14 protein-coding genes are annotated in these 17220 nt (G+C 39.6%); 11 read left to right on the forward strand and 3 right to left on the reverse strand.

Annotated features, from left to right (window positions below; translation table 11 throughout):
* Positions 1-21 precede the first annotated feature (21 nt).
* A complete protein-coding gene (locus GPDM_RS07595; protein WP_008430366.1) occupies positions 22-972 on the forward strand; it encodes a 2-hydroxyacid dehydrogenase in 951 nt (316 codons plus the stop codon).
* A gap of 174 nt (positions 973-1146) precedes the next feature.
* Positions 1147-2109 (forward strand): oxygen-dependent tRNA uridine(34) hydroxylase TrhO, encoded by a 963-nt coding sequence (gene trhO, locus GPDM_RS07600; RefSeq protein ID WP_008430368.1) that lies wholly within the window; start codon positions 1147-1149, stop codon positions 2107-2109.
* Between the two features lie 171 nt (positions 2110-2280).
* On the opposite strand, the gene GPDM_RS07605 is transcribed toward trhO, so the two are convergent.
* Positions 2281-3141: a MerR family transcriptional regulator gene (locus tag GPDM_RS07605; RefSeq protein WP_008430373.1), complete on the reverse strand. Its 861-nt coding sequence runs from the start codon at positions 3139-3141 to the stop codon at positions 2281-2283.
* Positions 3142-3401: 260 nt separating this feature from the next.
* On the opposite strand from GPDM_RS07605, the gene GPDM_RS07610 reads away from it, so the two are divergent.
* Together GPDM_RS07610 and GPDM_RS07615 are read left to right on the forward strand one after the other, a co-directional pair.
* Positions 3402-4883 (forward strand): aldehyde dehydrogenase family protein, encoded by a 1482-nt coding sequence (locus GPDM_RS07610; RefSeq protein WP_008430374.1) that lies wholly within the window; start codon positions 3402-3404, stop codon positions 4881-4883.
* An 18-nt stretch (positions 4884-4901) separates the two neighbouring features.
* Positions 4902-6068, forward strand: coding sequence for a saccharopine dehydrogenase family protein (locus GPDM_RS07615; protein WP_008430375.1), 1167 nt, complete (start codon positions 4902-4904; stop codon positions 6066-6068).
* Between the two features lie 56 nt (positions 6069-6124).
* Here the strand turns inward: GPDM_RS07615 and GPDM_RS07620 are convergent, their stop codons facing one another.
* Positions 6125-7036, reverse strand: a complete 912-nt coding sequence (locus GPDM_RS07620; RefSeq protein WP_008430376.1) for a diacylglycerol/lipid kinase family protein — start codon at positions 7034-7036, stop codon at positions 6125-6127.
* 106 nt (positions 7037-7142) lie between these two features.
* On the opposite strand from GPDM_RS07620, the gene GPDM_RS07625 reads away from it, so the two are divergent.
* The 5 genes from GPDM_RS07625 (at position 7143) to GPDM_RS07645 (ending at position 13137) form a co-directional block, all read left to right on the forward strand.
* Positions 7143-8324, forward strand: a complete 1182-nt coding sequence (locus GPDM_RS07625; RefSeq protein WP_008430377.1) for an alanyl-tRNA editing protein — start codon at positions 7143-7145, stop codon at positions 8322-8324.
* A 67-nt stretch (positions 8325-8391) separates the two neighbouring features.
* A complete protein-coding gene (locus tag GPDM_RS07630; RefSeq protein WP_008430378.1) occupies positions 8392-10545 on the forward strand; it encodes a beta-propeller domain-containing protein in 2154 nt (717 codons plus the stop codon).
* A 100-nt stretch (positions 10546-10645) separates the two neighbouring features.
* The gene (locus tag GPDM_RS07635) at positions 10646-11785 is read left to right on the forward strand and encodes a zinc-dependent alcohol dehydrogenase (protein WP_008430379.1); all 1140 of its coding nucleotides are present in this window, start codon (positions 10646-10648) and stop codon (positions 11783-11785) included.
* 116 nt (positions 11786-11901) lie between these two features.
* A complete protein-coding gene (locus tag GPDM_RS07640; protein WP_008430380.1) occupies positions 11902-12657 on the forward strand; it encodes a threonine/serine exporter family protein in 756 nt (251 codons plus the stop codon).
* A gap of 12 nt (positions 12658-12669) precedes the next feature.
* Positions 12670-13137, forward strand: coding sequence for a threonine/serine exporter family protein (locus GPDM_RS07645; RefSeq protein ID WP_008430382.1), 468 nt, complete (start codon positions 12670-12672; stop codon positions 13135-13137).
* A 311-nt stretch (positions 13138-13448) separates the two neighbouring features.
* On the opposite strand, the gene GPDM_RS07650 is transcribed toward GPDM_RS07645, so the two are convergent.
* Positions 13449-15455 (reverse strand): sensor domain-containing protein, encoded by a 2007-nt coding sequence (locus tag GPDM_RS07650; RefSeq protein WP_008430384.1) that lies wholly within the window; start codon positions 15453-15455, stop codon positions 13449-13451.
* A gap of 164 nt (positions 15456-15619) precedes the next feature.
* On the opposite strand from GPDM_RS07650, the gene GPDM_RS07655 reads away from it, so the two are divergent.
* Together GPDM_RS07655 and GPDM_RS07660 are read left to right on the forward strand one after the other, a co-directional pair.
* Entirely contained in the window at positions 15620-16150 is a 531-nt protein-coding gene (locus GPDM_RS07655; RefSeq protein ID WP_008430385.1) for a copper resistance CopC family protein, read from the forward strand.
* On the forward strand, positions 16147-17208 hold the full coding sequence (locus GPDM_RS07660; RefSeq protein ID WP_039863117.1) for a copper resistance D family protein: 1062 nt from the start codon (positions 16147-16149) through the stop codon (positions 17206-17208). Before GPDM_RS07655 ends, GPDM_RS07660 begins: the two co-directional genes overlap by 4 nt.
* Positions 17209-17220 lie beyond the last annotated feature (12 nt).

Here is a 17220-nt window from a genome sequence, read left to right on the forward strand (position 1 = left end):
AATAAGGGACGGAGGATGGTTATGAAGCCGATTGTATTCATTACGCAAAAATTACCAGACCAAGCAGTAGCCGAATTAAAAGAACAATATGAAGTTCGAATGTGGCCGGAAGAAAATACACCTGCTCCGCGTGAGAAATTACTTGAAGAAGCAAAAGAAGCACATGCACTTTGGACGATGTTGTCCGATCGGGTGGATAGGGAGGTTTTCGAAGCTGCCCCTAACTTGAAAATTGTTAGTAATTTAGCTGTTGGCTATAATAATATCGATTTGGAAGCTGCACATAAACATGGTGTGACGGTTACCAATACACCAGACGTGTTAACGGAATCCACAGCAGATTTGACCTTTGCCTTATTATTGGCCACTGCTCGAAGAGTGATAGAAGCAGAAAAAACGGTTCGCTCAGGAGAATGGCGGTCATGGACACCTATGGGCATGACCGGACAAAACGTGGGTGGAGCTACGCTTGGAATTATTGGGATGGGTCGCATTGGTGAAGCCGTAGCTCGCCGTGCCAAAGGATTCGGGATGGACATTTTATATCACAATCGAACACGGAGAAATTTAGAAGACGTTCGCTATGCGGAATTTGAGGAACTGTTGAAGACCTCCGATTTTGTCGTTATTTTAACGCCGCTGACGCCTGAAACAAAAGGCATGATTGGTGCAAAAGAATTAGCAATGATGAAAGAAAGTGCTTGTTTAATCAACGTAGCTAGAGGTGGCATCGTTGATGAAATGGCTTTATATGAAGCGTTAAAAGAAAAGCAAATTTGGGGTGCAGGTTTGGATGTGTTTGAACAAGAACCCGTGCCAACAGATCACCCGCTGCTGACATTACCCAACGTAACAGTATTACCGCATATTGGCAGTGCTACTGTCCAAACGCGTTTTGAAATGATGGCGTTAAATGCAGAAGCTATTAAAGCGTGCTTTGAAAACAAATCAGTGAAAAATAGAGTTTGTTAAATAGTAAAAAGAGCAGCTGTTGTTTAGCTGCTCTTTTTACTGCTGAAAATCATATGCATCGGACTCTGTTATCTTGCAAAAGTTGAAGTTTGTCGCTATTTGTTATAAAATGATTGAGGTTTTTACTGCTTTTTTTGTAATAGAACCAAATAGAGAAAATAGGAGGTATGATTCATGCAAAATCATACACACAATGTTTTACTTTACTATCTATATACACCGATTGAAGATCCAGAAGCTTTTGCAGTTGAACATTTAGCAGCATGCAAAAAGTTAGAGTTGAAAGGCCGTATCCTTGTTTCAGAAGAAGGAATAAACGGTACATGTTCCGGCACAATCGAACAAACAGAAGCTTATATGGAAATGCTGAAAAATGATTCGCGTTTCTCAGACATCGCTTTTAAAATCGATGCTGCTGAAGGACATGCGTTTAAAAAAATGCACGTTCGTGCGAAAAAGGAAATTGTTCACCTTGGACTTGAAGACGATATCAATCCAAACGAACTAACGGGTACTTATTTAGAACCAAAAGAATTTTATAAACAAATGCAAGAGCAAGATACAATCGTATTGGATGCGCGAAACGATTACGAATATGACCTAGGGCACTTCCGTAATGCAGTTCGTCCTGATATTGAAAACTTCCGCGATCTTCCAGAATGGATTCGCGATAATAAAGAACAATTTGAGGGTAAGAAGATTTTGACGTATTGCACAGGCGGAATCCGCTGTGAAAAATTCTCAGGTTGGTTGAAAAAAGAAGGATTTGAAGATGTTTCACAACTTCACGGAGGGATCGTAACTTACGGGAAAGATCCTGAAGTGAAAGGCGAACTATGGGATGGCCAATTATACGTTTTTGATGAGCGTATTGCCGTACCAGTAAACCAAGTAGAGCACGTCGTTGTTGGGAAAGATCATTTTACAGGCGAACCTTGCGAACGTTATGTAAACTGTGCAAACCCGGAATGTAATGCGAAAATCTTAACATCTGAAGAAAACGAGCATAAATACATGCGTTCATGTTCAGACGAATGTCGCGAACATCCACGTAACCGTTATGCATTTGAACATGGTTTAACGGGAGAACAAGTACAGGCGCGTCTCGATGCATTAAAAGAAACAACTAGAGTATAAGATAAAAAAGGTGTTGGAATAAATTTATTCCAACACCTTTTTTCCTTTTAATTATTTTCAACTTCTTCCTGGCACTCAAAACAGACCAGTTCTCCGTCTACATACACTCCATCTAAAAAACCATCACGGCAATAAACGTCCTTACCACAATTACTGCACGGTCCGATCAGCTCAAGCATCTTGCAAACCTTCAGCATAGACGTACATGGCATCTTTCAAGTATTTTGCTAAGCCTTGTCCATGTTGATCGATATTGCTTGCAAAGCGGCTATCTGAGGCGTATAAATCACCCAGTCCCCGGAACATTTTTGGTGAACATTCATAAAAACGGTTTAACAGCGTATAGTAAGCTTTCATTTCTTGTTGAACTGCCTCAGTTTGAGGAGGCAAATGCATCAAGCTAGCGACCGTATTATAAATACGATCCCCTTCACGATTGATTTCTTCTAAATCTTCTTCTTCTTTTTCAACTGCTGGTTCGCTTGATGCGGATACAGCCTCTTCAGATGCAGCTGTTTCAACAGGCGCTACAGCAACTGCGACGGCTGATTCTTCATGAGTTTTAACATTTGCAAAAGAATTTTCTTTTTGTATTTCAAGGGATTCAGTAATAGAACTTGTTTCAGGTTTTTGGTACTTCTCCATCAAATCTTCAGCTTTACTACTGACAAAAGCTGAAAAACGTTCTTGGTCAGTCAAACTTTCCAAGCCTTGTAATTCTTGTTGAGTACGCTCTGCATTTTGGATCAACTTTTCAATACGCTGCTTTTTTTGTTCCAATAAGTCGATATGCTGCGATAATGCATATTCGCGATCAAAGCCATCCGCTACAAGTTCTTGGATTTTCTTTAAAGAGAAATTCAATTCTTTTAGAAATAAAATCTGTTGAAGCAATTTCAAGTCTTCTCCGTTGTAGTAACGATATCGGTTTGTTCCAATATTTGAAGGTTTTAATAAACCTATGCTGTCGTAATGGTGGAGAGTCCGAACACTGACACCCGCTATTTTTGCCACTTCTTGTACTTTGTACAATCTAATCACCTCTCTCTTTAAAATACACTATAACGCACCGTTAGTGTCAATAGTTTAATGAAAAAGACGCAAAAATGTATTGTTTTTGTCTTATTTAAAAACTAGTAAAACGAATAAAAACTATTATTCTTCTATAGAAGTTTCGCATATCCTTATTTAAATACAGAAATTTCAGTTATCTCCTACTATTTTCTAGAAAACTATGAAATAATGAAGTTGAAAGCGTTTTCAAAAGAGCGTAATTGAAAGGGGCAATGACGATGAAATTAACTAATTTTGTGAATGGCAAATGGCAACAAATAGAACAGGCAGAATTTAGACCTGTTTTGAATCCTGCTAATGGAGAAGAGTTAGCACAAGTTCGAATGTCTACAGCGCAAGATGTTGATTTGGCTGTGCAAGCTGCAGTAATCGCACAGAAAAAATGGGCAAAAGTACCGGCACCTAAACGCGCAGATTATTTATATGAAATAGGTCGCTTAATGAAAGAGCGAAAAGAACAATTGGCTCAAGTACTAACGAAAGAAATGGGGAAAGTCATCGAAGAAGGGCGTGGCGAAGTCCAAGAAGGCATCGACATGGCGTACTACATGGCAGGAGAAGGCAGACGAATGTTTGGTGAAACCACACCATCAGAACTGGGAGACAAGTTTGCCATGAGTATCCGTTCGCCAATTGGTGTAGTTGGATTAATCACCCCTTGGAATTTTCCGGTAGCAATTGCGACATGGAAATCATTTCCTGCAATCGTAGGAGGCAATACGTTTATTTGGAAACCAGCAACGGAAACACCCATGATGGCCTATGAAATGGCGAAAATCTTTGAAGAAGTAGGTCTCCCTGAAGGTGTTGCGAATATTGTGTTTGGAGCCGGTTCAGAAGTTGGAACTGCACTTCTAGAGCATAAAGACGTGCGAGTGATTTCGTTTACAGGATCGACAGAAACCGGTCGCAAAGTGGCAGAAGCAGGTGGTCGTAATTTGAAAAAAGTATCACTTGAAATGGGTGGGAAAAATGCAGTGATTGTGATGGAAGATGCCGACTTAGATTTAGCTGTAGAAGGGATTCTTTGGAGTGCATTTGGTACAGCTGGTCAACGCTGTACAGCCTGTAGCCGTGTCATCGTGCATAAAGACGTTAAAGAAGAGCTTCAAAAACGTTTGTTAACGAAAATGGAAGCATTAACAATTGGAGATGGCACTGATGAAAGCATTAAAATTGGTCCAGTTATCAATCGAAAAGCGATTGAAAAAATTCATTCTTATATTGAAATTGGTCAGCAAGAAGGAGCCACTCTGCTTGTAGGAGGAGAAATTTTAACAGGAGGTATATACGATAAAGGAAACTATTACGCTCCGACATTGTTTACGGATGTGACACCCGATATGCGCATAGCGCAAGAAGAAATTTTTGGTCCAGTCGTTTCAATTATTGAAGTGGCGAGTTTAGATGAAGCGATTAGTGTGAATAATGGGGTGATTTACGGGTTATCCAGTTCGATTTATACTGCAGATGTAAACCGTGCGTTTAAAGCGCAACGTGATTTAGATACGGGTATTGTTTATATCAATGCGGGGACAACAGGCGCAGAAATTCATTTGCCATTTGGTGGAACAAAAGGGACAGGGAATGGCCATCGCGATTCAGGAGTTGCAGCATTAGACGTCTTTACGGAATGGAAAAGTGTGTATGTGGATTACAGTGGGAAATTGCAACGCGCGCAAATTGATAATGAAGCATAAAAGAAAGGGGATGGGGAGATGAAAGTCGTCGTATTAGGGGCAGGCTTAATGGGGAAACAAGCGGCTAGAGATTTAGTAGCGAATGAAGCTGTCGAAAAGGTCTTTTTAGCCGATCGCAATAAAGATCAAACGGTGCTTTTCAAAGATCAGCTGGACAATAATAAATTAGAAGTATTGGAGTTGGACGCTAGTAATGATGAGGAATTGGTAGCGGCAATTTCCAAAGGAGATATTGTTATCAATGCATTATTTTATACATTTAATGAAAAAGTGGCGGCTACTGCACTTTCATGTGGTGTTCATTCGGTCGATTTAGGTGGCCACATAGGTGGAGCTACAGACGCAGTACTTGAAATGCACGAAGAAGCGCAGAAAAAAGGTGTGACACTCATCCCTGATTTAGGTGTTGCTCCCGGCATGATTAACATTTTGACTGGATACGGTGCAAGTAAACTTGACCAAGTGTCAGATATTCGCTTGTTTGTGGGGGGCATTCCAGTTCATCCTGAACCTCCATTAGAATACAATCATGTCTTTTCATTAGAAGGAGTGTTTGATCATTACACAGACAAATCTCACGTTCTTCGTAACGGAAAGCTGCTCGAAGTTGAATCTTTATCTGAAATTGAACATGTGAAATTTGAAGATTTCGGGGAACTAGAAGCTTTTCATACTTCCGGAGGAACATCAACGTTAACGGAGACGTTTAGCGACATCCATTCTTTAGAATATAAAACTTTGCGTTATAAAGGACATGCCGAGAAATTTAAATTATTGGTGGATTTGGGTCTTACAGATCGCACAAAAACTGTGACGGTTGATAACCGTGAAGTAAATCTTCGGGCGGTCTTAAAAGCTGTACTTGAGCCAATAACAGAACTCGGAGATAAACAAGACGCAGTTGTTTTACGAGTGATGGTGTCCGGGGTGAAGGAAGGAGAGGAAGTTACGTACGAATACAATATGGTAACGATAAAAGATCAAGAAACAGGTGTAACTGCGATGGCGCGTGCGACAGCTTATACCATTTCCGTAGTAGCACAAATGATTGGTAAAGGAATTATCGATAAGCGAGGAGCTTATCCTCCAGAGATGATTGTTCCCGGAGAAGAATATATTGCAGAAATGGCGAAGCGTGGAGTTGAAATTAAAGAAACCATTCACCGCTCAGCTTTTCAAAACTAAAAATTCGGCATAGCAGATTAATTGTAAAAGGACGGTTCCCTTAGGAGCCGTCCTTTTTAAATAAAGTCTTCAGGTTGTTTAGGAATCAACATTTTCAAACTACCGGGCTGTATTTCAATATCAAGTGGAGTTTTCAAATAGATTTCGCCATCGGTATCTACATCTAACTGCTCGTCCGTTTTAATGGAGATAGACTGACCTTGGTAATGCGTAATATGTTCCAACTCTTCTGTCACGACTTCCGGTTGAGCAAGTGAAAACCATTCACGTATGGCACTTAAAGACGAAGTTTGAATAACAAATAAATCGAGCAAGCCATCTGCTGGGTCAATTGTTGCCATTGGAAAATTGTGTGTGCCAATCGACTTTCCGTTCATGACTAAGACGAGTACACCTTCTTCTGCATAACTAATACCGTCAATTTTCAAATCGACTGAAAACGGAGTAGCTTGCCGCATCGATTGCAATGCACTCATAAAGTAACTGATTTTTCCGTACCGCTCTTTTAACGTAGGATCAATATTGGAAGAAGCATCCGTAATGACACCGATTCCTGCAAAGTTGAGAAAAGAACCGCCGTTAATTTTTCCGGTATCAATTTTTTTAATCTCGCCATTTATCAGTTCGGGTGCGGCTAAATCTAAATCTAGTGGAATATTCAAAGTGCGTGCAAAATCATTGGCTGTACCACTTGGTAATATGGCGATTGGAGCAGGATCAGCAATCTCCGCTAAAGCACGGACTGCGGAATGAACGGTGCCATCGCCGCCTGCGATAAAAAGAATATCTGCATCTGTTGCAGCGGTTTGACACGCTCGTTCGAATTCTTCTGGAGAAGCAGTTTGAATAATTTCGAGTGAATGCGATGCTTGCGCAATGTGTGGTACGGCTAGTTTTAGAACAGAGTCTACCGTAGACTGTCCTGCATTGCCGTTATACAATAATACGGAACGATTGAACTTGGGCATGTCTGCTGTCCTCCTGTAAGTCTATTTACCTTTGTAATTCCACTAAAAGAAACTCGGTAAACAATAGAATAAAAGTAGCTGCATTAGCAAAGAAAGAAGGTTCGATATGACAACGAAATTGTATTATCAAGATTCAACCGTTTTCTCAACCGAAGTAGATGTAATAAACAGCGGGAAAGACGATCACGGGCATTATGTAGTTTTAGATCAAAGTTGTTTTTATCCCGAAGGCGGCGGTCAGCCTGCAGATACGGGCGAGATAGGGCCAGCAAAAGTCTGGGATGTACAACTAATTGACGGTGAAATTCGCCATTATACGGATAGAGAGCTAGAAAAAGAACGTTTTGTTGCTCAATTGGACGAGCAAAGAAGATGGGATCATATGCAACAACATGCAGGGCAACATTTGTTGAGCGCTTTGTTTGAAGATACGTACGGTTTGAAAACTCAAAGTTTTCATTTAGGAAAAGAACGCGTGACCATCGATTTGGATTTGGATACAGCCACAAAAGAGCAAATTCAAGTAATTGAAAAAAAAGCTAACGAACTGATCGGTCAAGCTCTTCCGATTTCGACAAGATGGGTAACTTCAGAAAAAGCTGATACACTGAAATTGAGAAAACCTCCAGTAGTAGATGGGGAAATTCGCTTGGTTGAAATTGAAGGAATTGATTTAAATGCTTGCGGAGGAACCCATCCAAAAAATACAGCGGAAATCGGATTATTAAAAATCATTTCAACAGAAAAAAGCAAAGGCGGTATGCGAGTTTATTTCTTATGTGGAGATCGAGCACTGCAGTACTTCAATTTCTTATCGGAAACAACCGATCAATTGGTCGTTAAGTTAAATGCGCCTGCTGCTGAATTGACGCAAGCGGTTGAAACTTTGTTGGCAGATAAGGCTACTATGAGTAAAACAATAAAAAGTCTTCAAGAACAATTGTTAAACTTAGAAGCAAAAACAATTGTTCCAGAAAATCATCTTATACAAGAAGTATTCGAAAACCGGTCGATAAAAGAGTTGCAACAGCTTGCTCGACTTGTCATAAGTGAACACCCTACAGCAATTGCTTTGTTTATTAGTAGCACAGAAGGTGATATGCGCTTTGTTTGTGCAAAAGGTGAAGATGCACTTGGAGATATGCGAGAAGTATTAAAGCAGCTTCTTGTATTGACTGATGGCAAAGGCGGCGGAAACGTCCAATTTGCTCAAGGTGGAGGCAAAACAAACGAGACTCCAACAACATTTTTATCCGTGTTTCAAACGACTTTAAAAAATTTCATGTGAAATGTGTAACTTTTCCAGTCCTCTCCTGTCTAATAGAAAAAGGGATGTCTGAAAGGACGTGAGCGTCATGAAGAAGAAAAAGTTTTGGATTATTGCAATCATGGCCGTTTTAGCAGTTGGATTAGTATTTGTTGTGATCAATAACAAAGTATCAGTAAGTGCTTCTCCGATCGCTTTAACGGAACAGGGATGGAAGGCCAATTTCTCTTCATCTCTCCAGCAAGAAGCTGTAGAGAAAGGTGACGTGTACATTACGGATGCACAGAACAACCGTGTAGAAACCGAAATGTACATCCAGGACAATGGCAAAACATTAGAAGTAGTAGGTATCAGTACTGGGGAATATCGTTTGCATATTAAAAGAGCCGCATTAAAAAATCGATTTTTTAAAAATTTAACGGATACAGAAATTGCATTTGTTGTACAGGAACAATTAGAAAAACTATCAGGGGAAGAACAATTACGAGATTATTTTGGGCGATTGATGGAGATGTATCAAAATAATCAACGGTACGATGTCGGTATGGAAGAAACAGCAGAGTCCTCAGACTCAAGCGCTAGTCAAAGCGATGGTGCTGGCGCAGAGGGTGATTATTCGACTACCAACAACCAAGTAGAAGGGGTAGATGAAGCAGATTTGGTGAAAGCGGATGGTTCGTACATTTATTCAATTAGCGAATCGCGAGTTGTGATTTCAGATGTGCGAAATCCTCAGGAAATGATCATTGCTGCAGAACTACCGTTTACAGAAAATATGTACCCCGAGCAACTCTTCTTAACAGAAGATATACTTGTTGTCATGGGGAGCCGTTATTCAGCTTATCCGAATATGACTGATCGGATGCCACGCAGCTGGACGCCACAAATTGGCGTTACTTCTGTTTATTTATATGATGTTAGCAATCCTCAATCTCCTGAGTTGATTCGAGAATTTGGTACAGAAGGATACTTGAAGGGGGCTAGATTAACGAACAACATCCTTTATTTTGTAACCAATGTCTATCCAGATTATTGGATGTTGGAAGAACAAGATGAGCCGGAACTTCGTCCTCATCAATACGATTCGAAACAAGGTGGAGAACTTCAGCCAGTTCCTTATGACAACCTCGCGATTCTGCCAGGAACGATGGAAGGCAGTTATAGCGTGATTACATCGGTAGATTTAACTGCTCCAGAAACTAATGACATCTCAACAGATGGTTTTTTAGGCGGTAGTGAACAGCTTTATATGAATGAAGACCATTTATATTTAACAGCACCTGCGTATGTACCTTTGGATGATGAAGAAATGCGGGACGGTCGAAGAATGGACATTTGGTTCCCACAACAGGCCAATACAGAAGTTTTTAAATTTGGATTAACGGGCACAGCTGTTGAATTTATGGCTTCTGCAGAAATAACAGGCTCTTTGCTCAACCAATTTTCTATGGACGAATACGATGGTCATTTTCGAGCTGTAACGACAGAAGGAATAGCATGGGATTTAACTTCCCCATCAAAAAACCATTTATTTGTTCTCGACCAGCAGATGAATCAAGTAGGATCTGTAGAAGATTTGGCAAAAGGCGAGCGAATTTATTCGGCACGTTTCATTAAAGATAAAGCTTACATGGTAACTTTTAAAGAAACAGATCCGTTGTTCGTTATCGATGTTTCGACACCCTCTTCTCCAAAAGTCCTTGGTGAATTGAAAATACCAGGTTTCTCAAATTACTTGCATCCATTGGATGACAATCATTTAATTGGTTTTGGTTATGATACGAAGTTAGTACCTGTAAAAAATGGAGAACCGCGTGTTGTGACAGGGGGCATGAAGATTTCATTGTTTGATGTCAGTGACTTTGAAAACCCTCTAGAAAAAGACACTGAGGTTATCGGCGGGCCAGGAACTTACTCTGCGCTCCAATACGATCACAAAGCTTTGTTTACTCATCAAAAGAAAAATCTCTTTGGCTTCCCCGTAAGCTTATATGATGAAGCTTCTGATGAGTATATAGAGTTTGAAGGTGAAGGTGCATTGATTTACACGATTACAACTGATGGTATTTCACAAGCAGCGAGTTTAATCGAACAAACCGATAATCAGTATGAAGATTGGAATACTTTTGTTCAACGGATTCTCTATATTGATGAAGAACTGTATACCGTGGCAAACGGCGAAATAAAGAGCTATGAATTAGAAAGTTTTGAACCGATTGCTACATTGGAATTTGATGAATAATAAGAAGAAGAAGCGAATATATTTCGCTTCTTCTTTTAGGTTTTAATTAGTCGGAAAAGGGAAAATGAGGAATATTCTGATTAATAATGGAGGGATAATAATGAAGGCAGTTACATTTCAAGGCACAAAAGATATGAGAGTGAAAGAAGTGAAAGATCCTGAAATCCAGAAGCAAGATGATATTATTGTCAAAATAACATCAACAGCTATTTGTGGTACAGATCTACATATCTATCAAGGAGCATTGCCGACTACAAAAGACACGGTCATCGGACATGAGCCAATGGGAATTGTAGAAGAAGTAGGACCAAAGGTTACTAAAGTAAAAAAAGGAGATCGCATTGTACTGCCTTTTAATATTAGTTGTGGTCAGTGTTTCTATTGTAGCAATGAAATGGAGAGTCAATGTGATAATTCTAACAGCAACCCTCATTTCGATACAGGCGCATATTTTGGATTAACAGAACGTTACGGGGATTATTCAGGTGGACAGGCAGAGTACTTGCGTGTACCTTATGGGAATTTTACTCCTTTAGTAATTCCAGAGTCCTCAGAGCTAGAAGATGAATCCTTGTTGTTTTTGTCGGATGTTTTACCCACTGCATGGTGGAGTGTAGAACATGCGGGCGTGAAGAAAGGCGATACAGTCGTTGTTCTCGGATGCGGTCCAATTGGTCTTATGGCCCAAAAATTTGCGTGGATGCAAGGTGCGAGCCGCGTTATTGCAGTGGATGAAATTCCTTATCGGATGGAACTTGCTAAAAAAATAAACAATGTAGAGATTGTTGACTTTAGCCAGCATGATAATACGGGGGCTTTGATTCATGAAATCACTCAAGGAGGAGCCCGTATTGTAATTGATTGTGTCGGAATGGACGGGAAAAAATCCCCGGCAGAGGCTGTCCAACAAAAATTGATGTTACAAGGTGGGACACTCAGCGCTATTGATATCGCGAAAGGTGCTGTTAGTAAATTTGGAACCATTCAATTGACCGGTGTCTATGGATTGACTTATAATCAGTTTCCACTTGGAAATATGTTTGAGCGAAATGTGACTTTGAAAATGGGACAAGCCCCAGTTATCCACTTGATGCCAATGCTTTACAAAAAAATTGAAAACGGTGAATTCGATCCGCGAGAGATCATTTCGCACATTATGCCTTTAGAAAGTGCAAGTGATGCTTATCAAATTTTTAATGACCATCAAGATGATTGTACAAAAGTTGTATTAAAACCGTAGTTATTAACATGCCTATAGCAAGCCTCGTCAAACGCTCCGATTTATTGGGGCGTTTAGTTTTTTGTTTAATTGCGTTATGATAAGGAAAGAAATTGACTGTGAGAGGAGAGGGACATGTGGCGCAAATAGGAGAGACGAGACGTGAACTTGCCTTAGATTGTTTTCTATTGGCCGGCAGAATCATGATGGAAAGTGGCGCAGAAACGTATCGTGTTGAAGATACAATGATTCGAATGGCTGTTTCGCAAAATATGGTAAACTCCCATTGTTTCGTGACGCCATCGGGTATCATGTTTTCTCCAAGTGAAGAACTAGCTACGCGGTTTGTTCGGATTAACAATCGAAGCACGGACCTTGAACGAGTAGCTTTGATCAATTCGGTTTCCCGAAAATTGGTCGCGGGTGAATATACGTTGCAACAAGCTTATGACGAAATGCTGATTATCGATCAAACCAATTATCGATTTCATATATGGATTCAAATTCTAGCTGCTGCCGTAGCGAGTGGCTGTTTCTTTATTTTATTAGGTGGAAATTGGAAAGACCTCCCTTTTGCATTTCTATTTGGGGGAACTGGTTTTATCATTGTGGAAACCATTTTAATAGAAACACGCGTAAAAATATTTGCGGAATTTATCGGCTCTTTTGTTATTGGAATTTTAGCTTCTATTGCTGTCTATGCGGGTTTTGCATCAGATTTAGATACTTTAATCATCGGATCAATTATGCCGCTTGTTCCCGGATTACTTATTACAAACGCAGTACGCGATTTGATGGCAGGTCATTTTATGTCTGGTTTATCTAAAGGAGCAGAAGCATTTTTGACAGCTTTTGCAATTGGAGCGGGCATTGCGGTCGTTTTATCATTTTAAGGAGGAGATCAGATGAACTGGCCATTAGAAGCATTTCTCAGCTTTATGGCTGCAGGCGCATTCGGCGTCATCTTTAATACACCTCGTCGCACGTTAATCAGTTGTGGTCTAGTTGGTATGAGTGGTTGGCTTATTTACCGCATATTCTTTCTAACTTTTGACGATCCAGTACAAGCATCTTTTGCAGGTGCGTTTGTAGTTTCAATCGTGGCTCACTTGCTAGCTAAAAAGTTTCGGATGCCGATGATTATTTTCAGTATTGCAGGGATTATTCCTTTAGTACCTGGGAGTAAAGCGTACAATGCAATGCGGAAAATTGTAGAAAATAATTATTTAGAAGCTATCGCATTTGCTTCAGAGGCAATGATGATTTCCGGAGCTGTTGCGATGGGATTAGTATTTGCGGAAGTAATCATGCAGCTGTTTTTTAAACGACAAGCCAAAAGAATACAGAAAAAAATGGGCCTGACACAAGAATAATTTCTTGTTTGTCAGACCCGTTTTTTATATCGTATTTTGAGTGAAGGCAGCTTGCGCTTTTCTGGATGTCTAGCTCCAGCTGCCAGATTCTAGGGTCATAAGCCACTCCGACTGTGTGGCTGAAAACATGCCACGTCGCCGGAGCGTCTTATGCCCGTCGAATCTACACGGCAGCTTGCGCTTTTCATTATGTCCAGCTCCAGCGCTCAGCTCTTAGGGTCATAAGTCAAATTGACTGTGCGGCAAAGAACGCCGCTTCGTCAATGTGCCTTATGCCCGTCAGAGCTCCACGGGCGCTTGCGCTTTTCTTGTTACCCCAGCCATTTTTCTAGGTCTGTGGCTGTCATCGGGTGTCCGATGATGTAGCCTTGTAGGCTGTCGCATCCCATGGCGCGTAGAAGTTCAAATTGTTCATTTGTCTCGACACCTTCGGCCGTTACTTGGAAATCAAGTGATTTACCGAATTGAATCATACCATTAATTAATTTTTGAATTTTTTCTTGCTTAGTAATAGATTGAATGATCATTTGGTCTATTTTTATTGAAGATATTGGCAATAAGAGCATATAGCGGAACGAAGCATATCCAGTTCCGAAGTCATCTAATGCAAATGTGATACCCTCTTGATGAAGGTTTTTCATTTGTGTCATGATTGAACGTTCAGCTTCAGCTTCGAGTGCAAATTTTTCGGTAATTTCAATCATTAAGGAACTTGGATGACAATCATTCAGCTTTAAGTTTTCGAGCAACATTTTTGCCATATCTTTGTCTCTAAATTCATGAATCGATGAGTTAATGCTGATTTGAAGATCAATGTCTTTCGATTTCCAATCTTTTAATTGAAGGCAAGCCGTTTCAACAACGAAGCTACCAATTTTGTTGATCAATCCGTTTTCTTCTGCAATTGGAATTAGTTCGTCTGGAGTTACAACGCCAATTTCTGAATCGGTCCAACGGACAAATGCTTCTACACGTTCAACTTTACCATTTGCTAAGTTGACGATTGGTTGGTATAAAAGCTGTAAATTTTTTCTGTCTAGCGCATAGATTAAGTGTTTTTCAATTGATGCTTTACGGCTTAATCGTTCATGATCATCAGGTGTCAACGCTGATATTTCACTACCTCCGCGTTCTTTTACCTTTTTGATGGTTGCATAGGAAGCTTTGATCAAATGCATAAAACTATGTTGGTCTTCAGGGTATTTGGTAATAGCGCCACTAACCGTCAATGGCACGGCTGTACCTTGTAAGTAGATAGGGTGCTGTTGTAAATAATGAAGAAACCCTTCGATAAACCAATTGCTTAGTGGAGTGACCAAAGCGAATTCATGTAAACCGGCACGTGTAATAATCGAATCGGAAAAATACATGCGAAGACGCTTTGTAAATTCAATAAGTAGTTCATTTTCAACATCTGTATCCGACACATCGCGCAGCGTATAGAAACGGTCAATATCCATAAAAACAAAGGAGAAATGACGACCTTCTTCTATGTATTCATTGACTATTTGTTCAAGTCTATGGCGATTTTCTAAACCGGTTACCGGATCGATAAATGCAATTTCTTCAAGATGTTTTTGAGCTTGTTTATTGGCTGTAATGTCTTTTTCAAGGAAAATATAATACGTATCTTCGCTTGATAATTGCATCGGAATAGCCGTTAATTCGACCCAATAAATTTCGCCATCTTTTTTCACTTTTTTCGCTTCGCCGTTCCAAACTTCTCCTTGTCGCAAAGTGGATAAAATTGAGTCGACAAATTGAACGTCTTCATCACCGTCTCCGAACATATGCCATACAGGCTTTCCTAAAATTCGTTTAGGTGTCCATTTACTCAACTTTAAAAATAACGGATTGGCATACGTAATCAAGAATTCTTGATCAAAATAAAGCAGCATGAAAGAGTCATCTAAACCACTGCGTAAATGATTTAACTCAATAGAAGAAGAGCCATCTTTATCTGCTTCGTTCATTTCATAAATGGTCATGACATATTGTTCACCATCGAATGTGTAGGATTTGGCTACTACAGTCGTGTAAGTTGTAACTCCTCCAGCTAACTCTATTTCAATGTTTTCAAATCTTACTGATTCTTCAGTATGTAGTAGCTTATCCCAAGAGTGCTTGTTTAATGCAGCTTTTTCGGGATTCATATAAGAAGAAAGTTGACCTATAACCGCTTCGGCTTTTATTTGAAAAACGTGCTCAGCGTGCTGATTGCACCATGTTACTAAGCCGTTTTTATCGAGTATGATAATTGGGAAGGGAATATGGTTGAAAACAAGGGTGTCAGTTAGGTTTTCTTTTATTTCGCTCATGCATTGACGCTCCTTAACCGTAGTTTACTTTCATTATAGAGAAGAAAAGGTCTATCGTCATCCTTTTCAAAATAATCTCTACTCAGATTTGTGGAATATTTCTATCCTTTCCTTAGTAATCGTGAGAGAATAGGCATAAATCATATGAAAATTGAGGTAAATCCATGTATAAAAAATTTTTAGCATTATTTTTTTTAATGTTTATTTTTCCTTTTCCGGCTCAAGCTCATACAACATTACTTTCTTCTGCACCTAGTGAAGATCAAAATGTATCAGAAAAGTTAACAGAAGTAGAATTACTTTTTGATACGAATATCGAAGAAGGCAGTACGATGAATATTGAAGATGAAACAAGCTCTTTCGAATTTGAAGAGATTGCGATTAATAAGAATGGGATGATTGGCAACTTTGATAAAACCTTACCAGATGGATCTTACCGTATTGTATGGAACATCATTGGAGAAGATGGACATCCGGTTGAAGGTCAGATTGCATTTAATATGGCAAACGAAGTTGAAAAAGGAGAAGCGTCTATGACAACTTCTGTTACAGAGGAAAAAGCAAAGGCAACTGAGAAGAAATTAGCAGAAACAGCAACTGAAAAAAACAGTAATGTACTAATACCACTTGTATGGGTACTAGGTGCTGTTTTAGTAGTTTACGGAATTTATAAACTGCGGTTGAAGAAGAAATGATGTTTTTAACGGCATTTGCAGACGTTCTTTTATATATTGCTTTTTCTTATTTAGCAGGCTTTATTGTGTTGCAATTTGTACCAGAAAATCGAAAACCAAAGCTATCAAGCTCTAAAGGGTTATTATTAATCAGCACGGCTAGTATTGTTCTCTTATCTTTTATTCCTGTTTATGAACTGGCAGTGTTTTTGCAAAGCAGTCAAAGTTCAGTCGAAGCTTTTCGAACAGCGATTATGGAGTTTCGTATTGGACAAGGATGGCTGATTACATTATTACTTAGTGTTATTTTAGCAATTGCGATTTACTTGAATGGCAATCGATACATACTAGCACTGTACGTGTTATTGCTTATTTTGACTGTCGGATTTTATAGTCATATTTCGACTATCAACCTATGGGCCGGTTTTGCTCTTCATTCTAGCCATATCTTTTTCATGTCAATTTGGACAGGTGTGCTGCTCCATGTTGCGTGGTTTGCGAAAAATGGAGCTAATTGGCGGCCTTTTCTAACATGGTTCACTCCGCTTGCGGTTATTTCTGTTACGGGAGTATTTGCTAGTGGAATCGTCATTATGTTTTTTTTCGTAGCCCCTGCAGATTACGTGGACTCATGGGTATTGCCATATGGCCAGCTGCTTTTGTTAAAACATATCAGTATTATCCCCGTTCTTTTGGCGGCGCTGATTAACGGATTTTTAAATAAGCAAAAAGAATTTCAACAAGCTTGGTTGAAAGTTGAAAGTTTGCTGTTACTGGTTGTTTTTGTTTTAACGGCCTTTATGAGCAAACAAGCCCCACCTCATGATGTGAATGATACATTGCGGATTGAAGGCGGTGGGTGGCTTGTTGATAAGCTATCAGGTCCTTTTTATATTCCTATCGCTGCTGAATTAGATGCGACAGTAAATGGAACTTTACTAATGATATTAAGTTTTTTACTATTGATCGTCATGCTAGTAGCTTTTTTCAAAAAAGCAAATGCTTGGTTGTCTCTCGTTTTCAGTATTGGTTTTATTTGTTGCTTTTATATAGGCTTGATGCTGAATCTATCATTTTAATAAAGAACTAAA

The sequence above is a fragment of the Planococcus donghaensis MPA1U2 genome, assembly GCF_000189395.1.
Taxonomy (GTDB): Bacteria; Bacillota; Bacilli; order Bacillales_A; family Planococcaceae; genus Planococcus; species Planococcus donghaensis_B.

Excerpts from the sequence above, each read along its gene's own strand:
- GPDM_RS07615 (WP_008430375.1), top strand. The coding sequence starts at position 4,902 with ATGAAAGTCGTCGTATTAGGGGCAGGCTTAATGGGGAAACAAGCGGCT.
- GPDM_RS07625 (WP_008430377.1), top strand. The coding sequence starts at position 7,143 with ATGACAACGAAATTGTATTATCAAGATTCAACCGTTTTCTCAACCGAA.
- GPDM_RS07620 (WP_008430376.1), bottom strand. The coding sequence starts at position 7,036 with ATGCCCAAGTTCAATCGTTCCGTATTATTGTATAACGGCAATGCAGGA.
- trhO (WP_008430368.1), top strand. The coding sequence starts at position 1,147 with ATGCAAAATCATACACACAATGTTTTACTTTACTATCTATATACACCG.
- GPDM_RS07635 (WP_008430379.1), top strand. The coding sequence starts at position 10,646 with ATGAAGGCAGTTACATTTCAAGGCACAAAAGATATGAGAGTGAAAGAA.
- GPDM_RS07610 (WP_008430374.1), top strand. The coding sequence starts at position 3,402 with ATGAAATTAACTAATTTTGTGAATGGCAAATGGCAACAAATAGAACAG.
- GPDM_RS07630 (WP_008430378.1), top strand. The coding sequence starts at position 8,392 with ATGAAGAAGAAAAAGTTTTGGATTATTGCAATCATGGCCGTTTTAGCA.
- GPDM_RS07650 (WP_008430384.1), bottom strand. The coding sequence starts at position 15,455 with ATGAGCGAAATAAAAGAAAACCTAACTGACACCCTTGTTTTCAACCAT.
- GPDM_RS07645 (WP_008430382.1), top strand. The coding sequence starts at position 12,670 with ATGAACTGGCCATTAGAAGCATTTCTCAGCTTTATGGCTGCAGGCGCA.
- GPDM_RS07660 (WP_039863117.1), top strand. The coding sequence starts at position 16,147 with ATGATGTTTTTAACGGCATTTGCAGACGTTCTTTTATATATTGCTTTT.
- GPDM_RS07655 (WP_008430385.1), top strand. The coding sequence starts at position 15,620 with ATGTATAAAAAATTTTTAGCATTATTTTTTTTAATGTTTATTTTTCCT.
- GPDM_RS07595 (WP_008430366.1), top strand. The coding sequence starts at position 22 with ATGAAGCCGATTGTATTCATTACGCAAAAATTACCAGACCAAGCAGTA.